The sequence below is a fragment of the Hamadaea sp. NPDC050747 genome, from assembly GCF_040654195.1.
Taxonomy (GTDB): domain Bacteria; phylum Actinomycetota; class Actinomycetes; order Mycobacteriales; family Micromonosporaceae; genus Hamadaea.
The window spans coordinates 474454-492659 of record NZ_JBFAHM010000004.1; the positions used below are offsets into that span (position 1 = coordinate 474454).

The 18206-nt window shown below is 68.9% G+C and carries 12 protein-coding genes; 7 read left to right on the plus strand and 5 right to left on the minus strand.

All coding sequences use genetic code 11. From position 1 onward, the window contains the following. The first annotated feature begins 1 nt into the window (after nt 1). Genes AB0H43_RS11650 through AB0H43_RS11665 form a run of 4 tightly spaced genes read left to right on the plus strand, consistent with a single transcriptional unit; the run spans nt 2 to nt 6722 of the window. Nucleotides 2–1402 carry a glucose-6-phosphate dehydrogenase gene (locus AB0H43_RS11650; RefSeq protein WP_359999209.1) on the plus strand — a complete coding sequence of 467 codons (1401 nt, stop codon included), beginning with the start codon at nt 2–4 and terminating at the stop codon, nt 1400–1402. Next, the gene (locus tag AB0H43_RS11655) at nt 1399–3372 is read left to right on the plus strand and encodes a glycoside hydrolase family 15 protein (protein WP_359999210.1); all 1974 of its coding nucleotides are present in this window, start codon (nt 1399–1401) and stop codon (nt 3370–3372) included. The genes AB0H43_RS11650 and AB0H43_RS11655 overlap by 4 nt, the downstream gene beginning before the upstream one ends. Further along, the gene (locus tag AB0H43_RS11660) at nt 3369–4946 is read left to right on the plus strand and encodes a GMC family oxidoreductase (protein WP_359999211.1); all 1578 of its coding nucleotides are present in this window, start codon (nt 3369–3371) and stop codon (nt 4944–4946) included. The genes AB0H43_RS11655 and AB0H43_RS11660 overlap by 4 nt, the downstream gene beginning before the upstream one ends. A 27-nt stretch (nt 4947–4973) precedes the next feature. Continuing rightward, entirely contained in the window at nt 4974–6722 is a 1749-nt protein-coding gene (locus tag AB0H43_RS11665) for a cation:proton antiporter (protein WP_359999212.1), read from the plus strand. A 21-nt stretch (nt 6723–6743) separates the two neighbouring features. Here AB0H43_RS11665 and AB0H43_RS11670 read toward each other — a convergent pair whose 3' ends face one another. The 4 genes from AB0H43_RS11670 to AB0H43_RS11685 form a co-directional block, all read right to left on the minus strand. Next, complete coding sequence (locus AB0H43_RS11670; protein WP_359999213.1) at nt 6744–7640, minus strand: hypothetical protein; 897 nt, start codon at nt 7638–7640, stop codon at nt 6744–6746. Next, nucleotides 7621–9552: a hypothetical protein gene (locus tag AB0H43_RS11675; protein ID WP_359999214.1), complete on the minus strand. Its 1932-nt coding sequence runs from the start codon at nt 9550–9552 to the stop codon at nt 7621–7623. The genes AB0H43_RS11670 and AB0H43_RS11675 overlap by 20 nt, the downstream gene beginning before the upstream one ends. A 108-nt stretch (nt 9553–9660) precedes the next feature. Beyond that, nucleotides 9661–11793 carry an AAA family ATPase gene (locus tag AB0H43_RS11680; protein WP_359999215.1) on the minus strand — a complete coding sequence of 711 codons (2133 nt, stop codon included), beginning with the start codon at nt 11791–11793 and terminating at the stop codon, nt 9661–9663. Nucleotides 11794–11933: 140 nt separating this feature from the next. After that, nucleotides 11934–12512 carry a hypothetical protein gene (locus AB0H43_RS11685; protein ID WP_359999216.1) on the minus strand — a complete coding sequence of 193 codons (579 nt, stop codon included), beginning with the start codon at nt 12510–12512 and terminating at the stop codon, nt 11934–11936. Nucleotides 12513–12705: 193 nt separating this feature from the next. Here AB0H43_RS11685 and AB0H43_RS11690 point away from each other — a divergent pair, with 193 nt between their 5' ends. Next, the gene (locus AB0H43_RS11690; RefSeq protein ID WP_359999217.1) at nt 12706–14493 is read left to right on the plus strand and encodes a 5'-nucleotidase C-terminal domain-containing protein; all 1788 of its coding nucleotides are present in this window, start codon (nt 12706–12708) and stop codon (nt 14491–14493) included. 336 nt (nt 14494–14829) lie between these two features. Next, nucleotides 14830–15357, plus strand: coding sequence for a hypothetical protein (locus tag AB0H43_RS11695; protein ID WP_359999218.1), 528 nt, complete (start codon nt 14830–14832; stop codon nt 15355–15357). A 15-nt stretch (nt 15358–15372) separates the two neighbouring features. Here the strand turns inward: AB0H43_RS11695 and AB0H43_RS11700 are convergent, their stop codons facing one another. Next, on the minus strand, nt 15373–15945 hold the full coding sequence (locus AB0H43_RS11700; protein ID WP_359999219.1) for a GNAT family N-acetyltransferase: 573 nt from the start codon (nt 15943–15945) through the stop codon (nt 15373–15375). Between the two features lie 352 nt (nt 15946–16297). On the opposite strand from AB0H43_RS11700, the gene AB0H43_RS11705 reads away from it, so the two are divergent. Continuing rightward, a complete protein-coding gene (locus AB0H43_RS11705; protein WP_359999220.1) occupies nt 16298–18202 on the plus strand; it encodes a hypothetical protein in 1905 nt (634 codons plus the stop codon). Nucleotides 18203–18206 lie beyond the last annotated feature (4 nt).

Consider the following 18206-nt stretch of genomic DNA (forward strand, 5'->3'; position numbering starts at 1 on the left):
TATGGGCAACGCCGACGTCTTCGTCATCTTCGGCATCACCGGCGACCTGGCCAAGGTGATGACCTTCCATTCCCTGTACCGGCTGGAGGCGCGGGGCCTGCTGGACTGTCCCATCGTCGGCGTGGCCGTCGACCCGTGGACGCCGCAGGATCTGCGTGACCACGCCCGCGCGGCCATCGAGGGACCCGGCGTGGCCGGCGGCGGCGAGAAGATCGACGAGGAGGTGTTCGAGCGCCTGGTCGGCCGCATGTCCTATCTGGCCGGCGACTTCTCCGACGCCGACACGTACGCCAACGTCGCGAAGGCCGTCGGCGACGCCCGGACGCCGGTGTACTACCTGGAGATCCCGCCGTCGCTGTTCGGCATGGTGATCGAGAACCTGGCGAAGGCCGACATCATCCGCGACGGCCGGGTCGTCGTGGAAAAGCCGTTCGGTCACGACCTCGCCTCCGCCAAGCAACTCGCCGAACAGCTGCACACCTGGGTTCCGGAGCAGCAGCTGTTCCGCATCGACCACTTCCTCGGCAAGATGGGCCTGGAGGAGCTGATCTTCCTGCGGTTCGCCAACGCCCTGTTCGAACCGGTGTGGAACCGCAACTTCGTCGAGTGCGTGCAGATCACCATGGCCGAGGACTTCGGCGTCGACGACCGCGGCCACTTCTATGATCCCGTCGGCGCGCTGCGCGACGTTGTGGTCAACCACCTGATGCAGCTGATGTCGGCGGGTGCGATGGAAGCCCCGGCCGGCCACGACCCGGACACGATCAAGAACGCGCAGACGGCGCTGTGGAAGGCGGTCAGCACCGCCGACCCGGCGAACTATGTACGCGGTCAGTACGACGGGTACCAGTCGGTGGCCGGGGTCGCACCCGGGTCCACCACCGAGACGTACGCCGCGCTGCGGCTCGACATCGACAACTGGCGCTGGTCCGGTGTTCCGTTCTTCATCCGTACCGGCAAGAACCTCACGTTGACCGAGACCGAGTTCCGACTGGTGTTCAAACAGCCGCCCCGGCTGGGGCTGAACCTGCCGTTCGACCATCCGCCGGAGGCCGACCAGCTCGTCGTCAAACTCGACCCGACCACCGGCGTGCGGTTCCGGTTCCAGGCCCGGCGGGCCGACAATCCCGGACCGCAGACCGTCACCGCCGACGTCGAGTTCAGCGCGCAGGGCGGCGAAGGCGCGACACCGTACGAGGTGCTGCTGCACGCGGCGCTACGCGGTGACAGCACCCGGTTCACCCGGCAGGACGGCGTCGAGGAGACGTGGCGCATCATGCAGCCGCTGCTCGACGCGCCACCCCCGGTGCACGCGTACGCGAAGGGATCCATGGGTCCCGACGCGGCCGATCACCTCGTCGCCGACTACGGCGGCTGGCACACACCGTGGGGGGCAGCATGACCACCGTCGCCGATCGCTCGTCGGCCACCACCAAGGCGGCTACGCGCAGCAAGCCGAAGCGGGACCTGAAGCTCAAGCGAGCCGGGGTCGACGCCGAGGCGGGGCCGCAGAGCGCCGCCGCGCCGTCGCCGTTCCCGCCCATCGAGGACTACGCCTTCCTGTCCAACTGCCACACCGGCGCGCTCGTGGCGCCCGACGGTTCGGTGGACTGGTTGTGCGTACCGCGGTTCGACTCGCCGAGCATCTTCGGCAGCCTGCTCGACCGGGGCGCGGGCAACTTCCGGTTCGGCCCGTACGGCATCCACCATCCGGTGGCGCGCCAGTACGAGCCGGGTTCGCACGTGCTCACCACGACGTGGCGTACGCCGACCGGGTGGTTGCAGGTCCGGGACGCGCTGACGATCTATCCGCGGCACGAGGAGGACCGGTCGACGCCGCACACGCGTCCGCCGGTCGATGAGGACGCCGATCACCTGCTCGTACGCACCGCGGTGTGCATCGGCGGCCGGGTGGAGGTGGAGCTCGTCTGCGAGCCGGTGCTCGACTACGGCCGGGAGCCGGCCAGCTGGCAGTTGCTCGGCGAGGATCTCAAGATCGCTCAGGCATCCGGGCCGGATTTCCAGATGCGGCTGGCGTCGGACATGAAGCTGGGTGTCGAGGGCGACCGCGTACGCGGACGGCATGTGCTGGGCGAGGGCGAGGGCGCGTTCTGCGTCCTGTCGTGGCGGGAGGACGGCTACACGCCGCCCGACCTGACCGAGGCGACGGCCCGGCTGGACGCCACCGGTCACTTCTGGCGGCAGTGGCTGGCCAACGCCCGGATCCCCGACCACCGGTGGCGGGAGATGCTGCAGCGCTCGGCGCTGACCGTCAAAGGATTGACCTACATGCCGACGGGCGCGACCGTTGCCGCGTTGACGACGTCGCTGCCGGAGACGCCCGGCGGCGAGCGGAACTGGGATTACCGCTACACCTGGATCCGCGACACCACGTTCACGTTGCAGGCGCTGCACTGGCTCAACATGGACTGGGAGGCCGACGAGTTCATGCAGTTCGTCGCCGACCTGGAGCCGGCTGAGGACGGCTCGCTGCAGATCATGTACGGCATCGACGGCCGACGCGACCTGCCCGAGTCCACACTGGACCACTTGACCGGCTACGCCGGCGCCGCTCCGGTACGTGTCGGCAACGGCGCGTACGACCAGAAGCAGAACGACGTCTACGGCGCGGTGCTGGACTCGATCCTGATGCACACCCGGCGCAGCCAACGGCTGCCGCGGCGGCTGTGGCCGATAGTGCAGTCGCAGGCCGAGTGCGCGAGCCGGATCTGGCGCAATCCCGATCAGGGGATCTGGGAGGCGCGCGGCGAGCCGAAGCATTACGTGTCGTCGAAGCTGATGTGCTGGGTGGCGCTCGACCGGGCCTCGCAGCTGGCCGAGGTACGCGGCGATCCGAAACTCGCCGCCCAGTGGCACGACACGGCCGAGGAGATCCGCGAGGACATCCTGGCCCACGGGGTGACGGCCAACGGCGTGCTCCGCCAGCACTACGACACCGACTCGCTGGACGCGTCCACGTTGCTGGCGGCCATGTTCGGCTTCCTGCCGCCGACCGACGAAAGGCTGCGGGCCACCGTCGAGGCGATCGCCGACGATCTGACCGAGGCCGGTTTCGTGCTGCGCTACCGGACCGACGAGACCGATGACGGCATGTCGGGCAAGGAGGGCACGTTCCTCATCTGCTCGTTCTGGCTCGTCTCCGGGCTGGCCGTCATCGGCGACATCCAGCACGCCCGCGACCTCATGGAGAAACTGCTGCGGGTCGCCTCGCCACTGGGCCTGTACGCCGAGGAGTTCGACACCGAGACCGGGCGGCACCTGGGCAACTTCCCGCAGGCGTTCTCACACCTGGCCCTCATCGAGGCGGCCGGGCGCATCATCCTCGACGAAATGGTTCGGGAGATCTCGTGAACATCTATGACGTCATCATCGTGGGCACCGGCGCCGGCGGCGGCACTCTCGCCGCCAAGCTGGCCTCGTCCGGCAAGAAGATCCTGCTGCTGGAACGCGGCCCGTGGCTGCCCCGCGAGCCCGATAACTGGGACACCGGCGCGGTGTTCGTCGACGGCCGCTACATCTCGCCGGACATCTGGTACGACCACAAGGGCAAGGCGTTCCAGCCGCAGGTGCACTACTACGTCGGCGGCGCGACCAAGCTCTATGGCGCGGCACTGTATCGCCTGCGGGAGAAGGACTTCGGCGAGATCCAGCACCACGGCGGGCTGTCACCGGCGTGGCCGATCAGCTACGCCGACATGGAGCCCTACTACACCGCCGCCGAGCAGATGTATCAGGTGCACGGCAGCCGGGGCGAGGACCCGACCGAGCCGCCGACCAGTGGCCCCTATCCGTTCCCGGCGGTCGCGCACGAGCCGCGCATCCAGCAGCTGTCCGACGACTTGGCCGCGGCGGGGCTGCATCCGTTCCACGCGCCGTGCGGCGTACGCCTGAACGAGGCGAACCGGCCGTACAGCATCTGCGTCAAGTGCGGGCACTGCGACGGGTTCCCGTGTCCGCTGCACGCCAAGTCCGACGCCGAGGTGTTCGGCGTACGCCCGGCGCTGACGCAGCCGAACGTGGAGATGCTGACCAACGCCGAAGCCGTACGCCTGGAGACGGACGCGACCGGCCGGTCGGTGACGACCGTGGTCGTGGAGCACGAAGGCCAGGAAGAGCGCTACCAGGGCCACATCATCGTCGTCTCGTGCGGCGCGGCGAACACGGCGAAGCTGCTGCTGAGTTCGGCCACCGACAAGCACCCCAACGGCTTGGCCAACGGGTCGGATCAGGTGGGCCGCAACTACATGTTCCACGACAGCCAAGCGGTGCTGGCCCTGTCGCGGGAGCCCAACCCGACGGTCTTCCAGAAGACCCTGGGCGTCAACGACTTCTACTTCTCCGGTCCCGACTTCGACTATCCGCTGGGCAACATCCAGATGATCGGCAAGTCGGAGGCCGAGATGTATCGGGGGGAGAAGCCGCTGGAGACCAAGTTGGCGCCGTCGTTCTCGCTTCGCGACATCGCCAGTCACGCGGTGGACTTCTGGCTGTCGACCGAGGATCTGCCGATGCCGGACAACCGGGTGACGCTCGCGCCGGACGGACGGGTGCGGCTGGCGTACTCGCCGTCGAATAAGACCGCCGCCGACCGGCTCTACCACCAGCTCAAGTCGATGCTCAAGCACCTGGGCATGCACGAGGACCACCTCACGCACCGGTTCGCGTACATGAAGACCGACATCCCGATCGCCGGGGTGGCGCACCAGGCCGGCACCTGCCGGTTCGGCAACGACCCGGAGACCTCGGTGCTCGACGCCGACTGCAAGGCGCACGAGCTGGACAACCTGTATGTCGTCGACACCAGCTTCTTCCCGAGCATCGGCGCGGTGAACCCGGCGCTGACGGCGATGGCCAACGCGCTGCGCGTCGGCGATCACCTGCTGGAGCGCCTGGGCGCGTCGGCGGCCACGGCCACCGCCGCATAGGCGCGTGGCCGCTGCGATCGGCGCGAGGTGACGACCAATCAAGTCCTGCTCGGCGTGGCCCTGATCCTGGTCCTCGCCGTCGGGGCGCAGGTCCTCGCCTCGCGCCTGCATATTCCGGCGCTGATCGTGCTGTTGCCGGTCGGCTTCGCGGCCGGCGCCCTGACCGACGTCGTCGACCCGGAGAAGCTGCTCGGCCCGGCGTTCCAGCCGCTGGTGTCGCTGGCGGTGGCGGTGATCCTTTACGACGCCGGGCTGGGACTGCGGCTGAACCGGCTGCGCGGCCACAATCGCAAGGTCGTCCTGCGGCTGCTGGCCATCGGCGCGACGCTCACCTGGCTGTTCGCGGCGCTGCTGGCGATGTGGCTGCTGGGCATGTCCCAGCAGGCCGCGCTGATGATCGGCGCGATTCTCGTGGTCAGCGGCCCGACCGTCGTCGGCCCGCTGCTCAACTATGTGCGCCCGGAGGACCGCCTGCAGCACATCCTGGCCTGGGAGGGCTCCCTGGTCGACCCGGTCGGCGGCATCCTCGGCGCCCTGGTGTTCCATGCCGTCGTCGCAGGCGGCCGCGACCGGGTGCTCAGTGGCGTGGCGCACTTCGGCGGTAGTCTGCTGCTCGGACTGGCCGGTGCAGCCCTGGGCACGGCCCTGCTGTGGCTGGCCCTGAACCGGCTCCGGCTCGGCGAGATCCTGGGCACCCTCGTCCAGCTCGCCGTAGTGGTCGGCATCGCCGCCGTCTGCGACGTGCTGCGCGACGACAGCGGCCTGTTCGCGGCCATCCTGATGGGCCTGGCCCTGGCCAACATGCGCGCGTTCGACATCTCCGGCCGGAGGCCGTTCTTCGAAACCCTCGTCCAACTCGTCATCGGCGTGCTGTTCGTGTCGATCTCGGCCACCGTCACCCCGCAGTCACTGCGTGGGCTGGTCCTGCCGGTGCTCGCAGTCACCGCTGTGCTGGTGCTGGTCGTGCGGCCCCTGGTCGCGTACCTGTCGACGGTGCGCACCGACGTCCCGGCCCGGCAGCGGGCCTTCATCGGCTGGATGGCGCCGCGAGGCATCGTCGCCGCCGCCACCGCCGCATCGTTCGGGCCGTCGCTGGTCACCAACGGCTACACCGGCGCGGAGAAGATCCTGCCCGCCACGTTCCTCGTCATCGTCATGACCGTCACGCTCTACGGGCTCACCGCCGCACCGGCCGCGCGTCTGCTGCGGGTCGTCCGCGCCGCCCGCGCCCGGCCCCTGCTCGTCGGCGGCGACGCCTGGGTCCTCGACCTGGCCCGTGCGCTGCGCCACCTCGGGCTGGAAGTCGTGCTCTGGGCGGGCCGCCACACCGAACGCCAGGCCATCCAGGACGCCGGTCTCGACCTGGCCCCCGGTGAGCTGCTCACCGACGTCACCGACCCGGCCGCCCAGGTCGAGGGGGTCACGACCGTTCTGCTGCTCACCGACGAGGACGACTTCAACAATCTGGCGGCGACGCTCCTGCAAGGCGGCATCGAGGGTCCGGTCTACCGCCTAGCCCCCGCCCACGACGGGGTTTCGGTCTCCGGGGGCGGCGGGCCTGCGCTGTTTCGCCCCGGCCTCACCCGGGACGTCATCACCCGGCGGTACGCAGAAGGCCACCTCGTGACCGCCGACGGCTCATCCGGCGAACCGTTGTTCCTGGTACGCCGCGACGGCAGCCTCGACCCGGTCACGCACGACGGCGTACCCGAGGCGCTGCCGGGCGACACCGTCATCGTCCTGGCCGCCGCCGACGGCCGGGCTGTGCCGCGTTAGGAAGCCGCCGGCGGGCCTTGGTCAGCTGGATTTCAGGACCACCACCTTGGCGCAGGAGAACGGCAGGCTGAGGCTGACCTCGGCGGCGGTCTGGGCATCGACCAGGCCCGCCACGCTGAACGAGCCGCGTGGCCGGTCCGCCGCGCCGGTGTCGACTGTCGCGGTGCCGTGGAACGCGTCGCCGGGTTCGAGGGAGTGCAGGGCCACGCCGGGAAGGTTCTTCGCGCCGGCGAAGACCTTGCTGTACGCCTCCAGGGCAGCCGAGCGATGGCTGAGCAGAAGCACGGTGAAGTCGCCGCTCTCGCCGTCCACCGTGTACTTCCCGTCTTTCGCCCGCAGCGTGACCGTGAGCAGCCCACCGATTCTTGCTTCGGTGTCGAAGTAGAGGCTGACGTTCAGGACGCCGTCGCCGAGGTCGACGCACATCGTCGACGCCGACCAGCCGGCGGCCGCGCCGGGCATTCCCTTTCCGGTCAGGACGATGCCGTCGCGTCGGGCCTTGACCACCGTCCCGGTGCACAGATCGTGATCGCCCTTGAGCGTCACGAATGCCAGCGCGCCGGCCCGTTCGAGCAGCAGGCCCGGCACGATGCCGGCGATGGCCGCGCCCGCTGATCCGCGCGGCAGGGTCAGCCGGTCCACCACCCGCCATTGACCAGCCGACAGCATGGCGTCCATCTCGGCGCACGTCATGGTGCCGACCAGCCGTAGCTGCTCGGCTGGGCCGGGAAGGACCGAGACATTCGAGGCGTCGTGGTAGAGGCCGGGAAAGCCGGCCGACGCGATCGGGTCGGCGCCGGCGGGGCCGGCACTGGGCCGGCTGGTCGGCTGGTCGTCGCCGTCGCAGGCGGACAGCCCCAGACTCAGCAGCATGGCCAGGGCCACCCGCGCCGCACGGCTACGCGTTGTCGTATTCATACTTCACCGCCGGGCAGCGAGGGTCGGCGGCGACCCGGACGACGGGCCAGACCAGGTCACCGAAGGGGAAGGGGTTGCCGGCGACGAGCATCTCGACCTCGCCGACGGGCCGGCCGACGCGGTTGTCGTCGAGGATGACGGCGCTGTTGGCCGAGGCGGGCGGATAGAACGTCAGGACGCCGTCGAGGAACTGCTTGCCGCCTTCGCCCTTGAGAATGAGGAACGGGTTGGGCGCGTCCGGGTTCGTCATGACCGACAATGTGGCCCGGCCGCCCGGATACTCGTCGGCGATCGGCACGCCGATGACGCGCGACAGCCGCAACCATTCGGTGACCGAGCCGCCGAACCCGCCGGTTCCCTTGAACGGACCGTTGACGCCGCTGCAGCTGACCAGATCGACGTAGGCGTCGGGGATCGCGGCCAGAATCATCTCGATGCGCCCGTGGCCTTTGGCGACGATGATGTCGCTGCCGTGGTAGTCGACGCCGATAGTGATGGACTGCTCCGGCAGGCCCGCGCGGGTGAGCACGTCTTTGACGAGGTCGAACGACTTGGCGATGGCGAAACCGAGCGGGCCGCCGGCGAGGGAGAAGATGTCGCCCAGCTCGAACGGGAAGTTCTCCTTGTCCATCTTCGCGATGAAGGTCGCCGATCCTTTGAGTTTCTCACCGCTGCCGGCCGGGTTCTCCACGGGTGGTTTGAGTTCGAGGGTCGCGACGCCGTCCGCGCCGGTCTTGGTGCCCTTGGTCATCTTGGCCGAGTCGGCGGAGACGGCGACCAGGTACGCGTTGCCGCCTTTCTGGATGGTTCCACGCTGGTCCTGCTCGCTGGACCAGCGAATGGTGAAGCCTTCCATCGGACCGGCCTTCGGGATCGAGAGCCCGGCCAGTGTGTAGCACTCCAGCTTGTCGGCCGCGATCTTGATGTCGAACTCGGCCTTGGCGGTGAGCGTGACGTGCTCGGCCCGGCTGCCGGCCTGATGCTTGAAATGGGTGGTCGCCTTGTCCGAGGTCAGGGTCAGCCGCGCCCCGAGCATGAGCATGATGGCGCTGAGGGTCGCTCCGGCCTTGCCCCACGCCTCGGTCGCCTTGTCGAACATCTCCTTGGCGCCTTCGCTGAGGACCGCGCCGGCGAGCCGGTCCTTGAGCTGGTCCTTCAGGAAGTCGCTGTTGGCTTTGGTGACGGCGTCGTCCGTCTCGAACAGGGTCGTGAAGATCTCGCATGGCCCCTTGTCGTCGTCGGCCTTGGCGTTGACGAACGCCGCCGTGAGCCCGAGTGCTTTGGCCTTTGCCGTCGGCCGGGTGGCGATGCCGAATCGGCTGGTCGCGTGCGCCAGCAGCAGCACGGTCTGCAACGGATCGAAGTAGGTGGTCGCTACTTCGGCCGCCGGGTAGAGGACTTGACCCCGGCGGGCCGACAGCGCCCGCACCGCGGCCGCCGCGGTCGTGAAGACCGGCTGCTCGGCCGGCGTCTTACCCCAGCCCGCCAATGCTTTGGTGATCTGCGCGAAGGTCAGGTTCCGGTTGGTGAGCCCCACGGACGTCAGCAGGGTCGCCCACTGGTCGACCGAATACCGGTCATGCGCACGAGTCGCCGTCACCAGTGCCGGAATCAGCTCGGCGTAGACGGGTGCGTCGTACAGGACGAGCGTGTCCGGCATCGCCACCACCGGACCGCGTGCTGTCACGATCGGCAGGCCACTGCGGCGCAGCAATTCGGCTGCCGCAGCGACGGATTGATCCGCCGAACCGTCGAGCACGAGGTCTACGAGCCGTTCTGCGGCCTGGGTCGCATCCGGCGGAAGGCTCTGACCCACTGTCGACATGGCGCCTGTCAGCTCGGACGCGGTCGCCGAGTCGGACGGGTCGTCGGTGCATCCAGTGAGGACGAGGCTCATCGCGAGGAGTGCCACGAGGACTCTGGGCGGCCTTGATCTGAAGTGTGGCAAGCGGATCTCCTGGACACTGGAACGGAAGATCCACGGTAGGGCTGCGAGCGAGTCCCGGAATCCCGGAAACCCCTACAGTTTGCCGGTGGTGAAACGGTGTGCCAGCTCAGCGCGTGTGCGTACGCCGACCTTTCGGTAGATCCGCGACAGGTGTGCCTCCACCGTGCTTTCGGCCAGGAACAGTTCGGCGGCGATCGCGCGGTTCGTCGCGCCGCGTGCGGCGAGGTCGGCGACACGTTCCTCGGCATCGGTCAGTTCCGCGGTGGCGACCCGCCCACCGATGCGGGCGGTCTCGGCCCGTACCCGCTGTGCCCACACCGGTGAGCCGAGCGCTTCGAAGATGGCCAGCGCCTCGTCCAGCCCTTCGCGGGCCGCTCGTTTCATCCGGGCGCGACGCCGGGTGGCGCCCAGTACAAGCAACGTGCGTCCCCTCTCGTACCGATCTGGTGACCGCTGATGCAGGTCGACTGCGGCCGCGAGGAGGTCGAGAGCACCGGGCAGGTCACCACGGGCGGCGTGCAGCAGCCCGGCGCACCGCGCCGCGGTCGCCTGCGCCGTCGGGCGGGCGTACGCGTCGGCGTTCGCCGCGTAGATGCCGCGATACCGCGTCGCCAGCTCCAGTTCGCCCACCGCCATGAGCGATTCGATCGCGTCCGGCCACAGGGGGAACACCGTCGGCTCCCGCCAGCCCAGGGAGAGGAGGTGATCGGGCATATTCCGCAGCAGTCCGGCCGCCTCGGCCCATTCGCCCTGGGAGACGGCAGCATGGGCCCGCACGCCGATGTTCTGGATCCGGTAGAGCTCGTCGCCGCCCGCTGCGGCGAGCAGTTCGCCCTCGGCCGCGAGCGTCCTGGCTCGGGTGAGGTCGCCTTGGCGAACGGCCACCATCGCCTCGGCATACCGGGCGAGTCCGGGCTGTCCGTGCGCGGCATCGTGGGTGAGCAGGCTGCACTGGTGGGCGTACTCGGCCGCGGCGGCCCAGTTTCCGGCGCGGCACTCGAGTTCGGCGACGTGGACGAGCATCGCGGCGCGTGACCACTCGTCGCCGCTCGGCGCTGCCATCGCCAGCGCCGCCTGGAAATGGACGCGCGCCTCGTCGAAACGGTCCTCCAACATCAGCCGATGACCGACCCAGAAGGTCGGATGCTCATAGACGGACTCCACTCGGCTGGTCGCGGACATCGCCATCGCCCGCTCCAGCCGAGCTGTCGTCGTCGGCCCCGCAAAGTTCTCCAGCACGGCGAGGCACGTGAGGACCTCCACCGGGCAGGCTTCGCCCAGCAGGTCGACGGCGTGCCGGGCGTGCTGCTGGGCGACCGTCACGTCGGCTCGGGTGCTTAGGCACAACAGCGCCAGTTGCGCATGCGCGTGACCGGCCCGCTCACCGCCGGTGGCGAGGTCGGCGTCGAATCCGGCGAGGGCCGCGGCCGGGCCGTCCGGGCCGGGGAGTTGGCCGGAACCACCGGGGCGGGAGGAACCCGCGAGCCGGCCCACGATCGCCAGGGCCTGCCGGGGATTGCCGCCTGAGGAGGCGTGCAGGCGCAGCAACTGCGGCCGGGTCAGATCGATGCCGAGGCTGGAACGCACCAGGCGATGCAGCGATCCGAGTCCCAGCGGACCCAGCGGCAGCTCGAACCATGCCCGGTGATCGAGGGCGGCGACGACCGGGTGCGGCGCCGCGTCGCCGATGTCGGGCGCGCTGACCAGGAACACGACTGGGTCCGCCGGGCATCGTCGCGCCGCGTAGGCCAGGGCGAGAGCGGTCGGCGTGTCGAGCCAGTGCAAGTTGTCGACTGCGATCACGACCGGGCTGACAGCGGTCAGGGCGCGGATGACGCTCAGCAGGCCGTAGGCGACCGCGCGCTCATCGGGCGGCGCCGGCGATGGATCGGCGACCAGAGTCGCCACCGCGAGGGCGCGGCGCTGCGGCGGCGGGAGGCTTTCGACCACGGCCTTGTCGACCGCGGCCAGCAGGTCGCTCAGTCCCGAATACGGAAGGTGGCGCTCGGCGACGGCCGGTGCACACCGCAGTATCCGATGCGTGCCTGCACCATGGGCGCTGTCCAGCGCGGCCTGCCACAGCGTCGTCTTGCCCATCCCGTCGTCGCCGGTGATCACGATGCCTCGCGCACCTGGCTGCGGCTGCAGCAGCGACGCGAGCCTGGTCAGCTCGTCGCGCCGCCCGACAACGCTCCTGGTGTCCATTCGCTTCCTGTCCTGGGGCGGTGCCGCGGCTGGAGGTTTCGCCGCGGTGCTGCCCATCATGGGTTTACCCGCGATCGCTGACATCGGCCGATCGGCCGCGAGCCTCGGGCGTACGCGACCCGCTGCGGTCGCCGAGACGGTCAGGGCCGCCGTCCGGCGTAGTCGCATTTGTAGAACGGTGCGCTGACCGATTGGGTGAGGTCTTCGGTGTGCGCCCGCTCCCAGCCCGCGTACGCATAGATCAGCGTGACCTGATGGGCGGTGAATCGGCCGGCGTCGGTGCCGGGCGTGCCGGCGGGGCACATCGTCAGCCGGAGGCCGACGGAGGCCGCGTGGCCGGCCCGCAGTGTCACCGGCTGGAACGCGGTCATGCGATCGGCGTCAAAGCCGACGGCCGTCGCCCGGTAGAACGGGGCGATCGGCGGTGACGTGGCCGGATCGCTGGTCGGGACCCACGGCGCCCGGATGCCGGTGAGGCGGACCGGCAGGCCTCCGTCGTTCTGCAGCGTCACACGCAGCAGGACCTCGCCGGACGGCGTGTATCGGACCAGGTACCCATCGCCGTCGCTGACGACGGACGCCGCCTCGACGTCGACCGACGTCATGGCCACGGGCGACTCCACCGCCACGAACGCGGCGTAGCCGCCGACAAATAGCGCCAGCGCAGTGGCGATTGCGCCAAGCCGGACCACGCGTGCGCGCTTCGATGTCCCCGTCATGGGCGGCAGAGTAGACGACCTCGGCCGCTCACCGGGTCAGGCAAATCCGACTTGCACCGATCTTGTGTTAACCACGGCCGGCCGGGCTGTGACCGGCCGATGTCCGATCGAGGCCGAGGTCGCGGGACCTCTGACCGGTCGTTAGGGTGCGATAGCGCTCCCCCGCGCAAAGATCGTCCAGGAAAGGCGCGCAATGAAAAATCCCCCCACCGGCTCCCGGCGCCAGGTTCTCGCCGCCGCCGCGGCGGTCGCGGCCGCCCCGCTCATCGGCGCGACCCCGGCGCAGGCCGGATCGGCGAAGACCAAGAGCTGGGACCTCACCCTGCTGGGCACGTCGGACCTTCACGGCAACGTCTACAACTGGGACTACTACAAGGACAAGGAGTACGACGACAGCGCGCACAACGACGTCGGCGTGGCGAAGCTGGCGACGCTGGTCAACCAGATCCGCGCCGAGCGCCAGGGCAAGGCGACGCTCGTGCTGGACGCCGGTGACACCATCCAGGGCACCCCGCTGGCGACCTTCTACGCCAAGCAGGAGCCGATCACCTCGACCGGTGAGACGCACCCGATGGCCCGGTCGATGAACGTGATCGACTACGACGCCGTCACGCTGGGCAACCATGAGTTCAACTACGGCCTGCCGCTGCTCGACCTGTGGATCCGTCAGCTCGGCTTCCCAGCGCTGGCCGCGAACGCCGTCGACGCCGCCACCGGGCAGCCGGCGTACCAGCCGTATGTCATCAAGAAGGTCTCCCTCGGCGAGGACGCGCCCACCCTGCGGGTCGGCATCCTCGGCCTCACCAACCCGGGCGTGGCCATCTGGGACCGGGGCAACGTCGAGGGCAAGCTGGAATTCCGGGACATGGTCGCCACCGCCTTGAAGTGGGTTCCGATCATGCGTGCCCAGGGCGCCGACATCGTCCTGGTGTCCGCGCACGGCGGTGACAGCGGCACCTCCAGCTACGGCCCGGAGCTGCCGAACGAGAACCCGGCCGCGCTGATCGCCCAGCAGGTGCCCGACATCGACGCGATCCTGTTCGGCCACGCGCACAACGAGGTCGTCCAGCGCTTCGTCACCAACGACATCACCGGTGAGCAGGTCCTGCTGTCCGAGCCGTCGAAGTGGGGCCAGCGGCTGACCCGGATGGACTTCACCCTCACCCGGGAGCGCGGCGTCTGGCGCGTCGCCAGCAAGCGGTCCACCATGCTCAACACCAACACGGTCGTCGAGGACCCTGCGGTGCTCGATGCGGTACGCGCACAGCACAACAAGACCGTCGCGTACGTGAACCAGGTCGTCGCCCAGTCGGTGGTCGAGCTGTCGGCGGCGGAGTCCCGCTACAAGGACACCGCGATCCTGGACTACATCAACAAGGTGCAGACCGACACGGTGGCCGCCGCCATGGCGAGCACCCAGTACGCGACCCTGCCGGTGCTGTCGATCGCGGCCCCGTTCAGCCGCACGGCGGTCTTCCCGGCCGGCGACGTACGGATCAAGGACGTCGCCGGGCTCTACATCTACGACAACACCCTCGAGGCGGTGCTGATCAGCGGCGCCGAGGTCCGGGCGTACTTAGAGTACTCGGCGAAGTACTTCCGCACGCTCGCCGTGGGCGCCCCGGTCGACCCGGAGACGATCAACGACCCGGCGGTGCCGGACTACAACTACGACACGCTGTCCGGCGTCGACTACGACATCGACATCAGCAAGCCGATCGGTCAGCGCATCACGAAGCTGACCCACGCGGGCACCGACACCCCGGTGGCCGACGCCGACCAGTTCGTCATCGCGGTGAACAACTACCGGCGCAGCGGCGGCGGCAACTTCCCCGGCATCGTCAAGACGCAGGTCTACAACGAGCAGAAGGAGATCCGCCAGCTGCTCATCGACTGGGCACAGGCCAAGGGTTCCATCAACCCGGCCGACTTCTTCCAGCCGAACTGGCGGCTGGTGCGCGAAGGCGTACCGGTCTTCTGATCGTGACCACGGGCCGGGCGGTCGACGACCGCCCGGCCACACGTTCGCGCCCCGGCTAAGGTGCCTGCGTGGCTATCGCACTTGTCCTCGCAGCTTCGCGGACCCCGACGGCCCCGTGGCAGATGATCCTGTTCGGCTTGGGCTTCCTAGGCTTGGGGGCGTTCTCGATCTGGGCAGTGCGAAACGGCGCAGACCGGCGCTTCTACCGAGGCAGATACTTCGCCGTGCTCGCTGGCACAGTCCTGACGATTTACGGGATCGTGCGGGCGTTTAGGGCATAGGCCGGCTCATTGCGATGCGGTGATTGCGGCTGCGGCGTCGGTATCGTCGCCGGTTATGAGCGTTGATGACGACGCCGTTCTCGTCCGTCTTCTTCATCGAGCCGTGGCCGACTCGCTGACGTGGCTGGGCGACTATCCCGAGGATCAGGTCGACCCGGACGCGGTTGCCTCGATCCGGCGGAGCGTCGACTGGGTGATCGGAGGGCTTCCCGCCGGGCAGCGTGACTCCCTCGCCGCTGACGATCCGACCCCGGCGGCGTTGACGGTGATCACCGGTCTGTTCGCCGACCTGCTGTGGTGGCTGGACACGTGTGCGGACGACGAGGTCGACCCGCACGTGGCGGTCAAACTGCAGGAGAGCTGCGCCGCCGACGTCGACGAGCTGACGGATTCGCAACGCCGACGGCTGCTGGAGACGCTCGACGCGCTGGCCGCCGTGGAGCACGATGACGGCCGCCGGTATGAGCTGCGTTTCCTCCCGTACGCGATCGGTCTCGTCGATGACGAACCCGCTATGGAGCGACCCGCGGTCCGCGAATGGGCGCGCCCTGAAGCTCGGGCAGGCGGCTCGGCTGCGGAGTAGCCGGCGGGCCGGAAGTCACCCGGCCGGCGTCGGCAAGGGTGACGGCTGCCATTCCCGCCGGAGCAAGCCGTAGACCCACGAGTCCGAGACGTCGCCGTTCACGATGCAGTCCTCCCGCAGCGTCCCTTCCCGCAGGAATCCGAGCTTCTCCAGAACGCGGGCTGACGCCACATTGCGCGTGTCGGTCTCGGTCTGGACGCGGTTGAGATCCAGCGTGTCGAACGCCCATCCCAGCAACGCGCGGGCGGACTCGGTCGCGTACCCATGGCCCCACGCCGCTTCGACGAAGCAGTAGCCCACCGACGCGCTGCGGTATTCCGGGTTCCACCGGTTCAGGCTGCACCACCCGAGGAACGCTCCGTCGGCATCACGGTCCACGGCCAGCCGGGCCCCGGTGCCCTCCTCCGCCATCTGCCGGCACGCGGCGATGAATCGTTGGGCCCGGGCAGGTTCGCTCCACGGCGGCGAGTCCCAGTAGCGCAGCACGTAGGCGTTGCTGTGCATCGTGAAGAGGTCGTCGGCGTCCGCGTCGCGGAACGGGCGCAGCGTGAGGCGCGCGGTGTGCAGCGTGGGGGTCGGCAGCGACACGGACGTCATGGTTGATCAACCAACCATTTGGAGCCCGCCGCCCGCAAGGTGTTTTCGCCTGGGCGATTGCCACCGGCCTACGCCAGCTCGCGGGTGGCGATCCATCCGCCGGTCTCCGCCGGCCAGCCCAGCTCCCGGGCCAGCCGAATCGTCCGGTCGAGCGCGACCCACGACAGCACCCGGGCGTAGCTGGTGCCCAGCCGAACTGGCGGCTGGTCCGCGAACGCGTACCGATCTTCTGATCGCTAACCCGGGGCGGGGTGGTCGACGACCGCCCGGCCCCGGTGTGTGACCCACACGATGACACCATCGTTCCCGTCAGCTGATCTGGTCGAAGGATGGTGCGCCGCCGATGATGATCGACTACAACGTCAGCGAACACTGGGCGGAGGATGAGCCCGACTGGCTGAAGTCGCTCGTGTCCTCGCTCGACCGACGTCACGGCACCAGCACGGTCCTGCCGCTGACGCTCATCGTTGAAGAGATCGTGAAGTGGGTCGACCTGGCCAGCGGCCCGGACGCCTGGAAGAAGATCGACAACCGAGAGTCGCTCAAGCTGGATCTCGCTGAGGCGGTGGAGGCGACCGGGATTCGCCTTCGCCAGTACGTTTCCCGGCCGTTGCGTGCCTTTCAGGCGGCATTTGCGCGACTCGTCAGCAGCCCGAAGGACGTTCTGCAGCAGGCCCCCGGCACCCGAACCGCGCACGTGTGGACGGAGGTGTTGGCGACCGGAAGCAGCCTTCTCACCGCACTCGACGCCGACGAAGCGGCCCGCGCCAGTTGGGATGACCTGGTCGCGACCGCCCAAGATCGCACGCTCGCGCGGCGGCGATATCGGCCCATCGCGGAGCTGCTGTTCGCGCAACTGCGGCGACGTGGCCTGGACGCGGAGACGGCGTTCCGCGATCTCGTCTCGATGATCGCCTTCGGCCGAGCCCCCGGCGAATCCCGTCTGGAGCAGACGCGCAAGCCCGTCGCCGAGCGGCTCGCCAACGCTCGTGTCCACGTCGGCACGCCTGCCAGGATCGAACCGATCGTCGTATGGCTCGGCTATCTCGGTCGCGTCTCACCCCATCTTCGTGCTGGGCGAGTGATGTTCCTGGATGCGCACTGGGCGGTGCCCAACGCCGACCCCGATGGACAGGACTTCGAGCACAGGGCGGAGCTCCACGAACTCGTCCGGCAAGGGAACCTGTTCACCGTCGCGAAGATGATCGACGACGAGTCCGACGTCGATTTCCTCGTGCGTGTCGACCTCGGCGAGACGACGGCGGCCGGAGCGGTCAGGCGCGCGGTAGACATCGTCACTCTCATCCTCGATGTGTCGATTCACAACGCTGGCGGCATCCGCCCGCACCATGCTCAGTACGGTGTTCTGCGTTCCGGGCAAGCCGTATCGTTCGGATTCCTAGGGCCGCGGGTGGATGGTTTCCCTGAAGATCACTATGGAGCCGAAATCACCAGGGACGCGATCGAGGAGCATGGACCCCGGATCGCGGAGGCACTTGCACGCGAGGAGTTTCCCCGGTTTCTCGCCGCCGCTCTGGAAGTTCAGACCGCAGCGGATCATCCCTTCAGCCGCGACATGGCGCTGCGTCAACCGTCCGAAGCGGATGTGAGCAGCGTGATTCCGCTCGCTGACCGCGTAGTGCAGCACGTCGCGTCCCACGCGGCGCTTGACCCGAATGATCTCTTCGACCAGCTCGGGGAGCGATGGCCACACGTGCGCTGGCTCACCGACGTACGCCGGGCGGCGGACATGTGCCTCGTCAGCGCGGGGCGGCAAGGAGACCTTCACTCTGAGCTGATTCGCGAATGGCTCTCAGACCGCCCGAAGCAACCGTGGCTCCTGCTTGTCGCGGATCGCGCCGACGATTTCCTGTCGCTCTGCCGTGTCGAACATGAGCGCGCCTGGATCGCTCGAATGTTCGCGAGCGTTAGTGACCTGGACCAATACAGCGTTCTTGTTGACGAGTACCGCGCAGAGGGCGTCGTCCTGGACGCACGACGTCGCCGTGTTCGCAACGCGCTCGTCCACGGCAATCCAGTGAACTTCGCGGTGGTGGCTTCCGTCCGCGAGTACGCCCGGTTTCTGAGCGGCACCGCCCTCAACCTCGCACTCGACTCCTACGTCGAGGGCACCGAACCTGCGGCAGCGCTGGCGACGAGAACCGACGAGTTCCTCGGAATGCAGGCTGGAAAGGACGCCGCGAACTACTGGCGCGCACGTGTCGCCGCGGACACCCAGGCTCGCTGACCGC

Coding starts and splice junctions, on each gene's coding strand:
- AB0H43_RS11690 (WP_359999217.1), top strand. CDS start 12,706: ATGAAAAATCCCCCCACCGGCTCCCGGCGCCAGGTTCTCGCCGCCGCC.
- AB0H43_RS11685 (WP_359999216.1), bottom strand. CDS start 12,512: ATGACGGGGACATCGAAGCGCGCACGCGTGGTCCGGCTTGGCGCAATC.
- AB0H43_RS11705 (WP_359999220.1), top strand. CDS start 16,298: ATGATGATCGACTACAACGTCAGCGAACACTGGGCGGAGGATGAGCCC.
- AB0H43_RS11680 (WP_359999215.1), bottom strand. CDS start 11,793: ATGGACACCAGGAGCGTTGTCGGGCGGCGCGACGAGCTGACCAGGCTC.
- AB0H43_RS11650 (WP_359999209.1), top strand. CDS start 2: ATGGGCAACGCCGACGTCTTCGTCATCTTCGGCATCACCGGCGACCTG.
- AB0H43_RS11695 (WP_359999218.1), top strand. CDS start 14,830: ATGAGCGTTGATGACGACGCCGTTCTCGTCCGTCTTCTTCATCGAGCC.
- AB0H43_RS11655 (WP_359999210.1), top strand. CDS start 1,399: ATGACCACCGTCGCCGATCGCTCGTCGGCCACCACCAAGGCGGCTACG.
- AB0H43_RS11670 (WP_359999213.1), bottom strand. CDS start 7,640: ATGAATACGACAACGCGTAGCCGTGCGGCGCGGGTGGCCCTGGCCATG.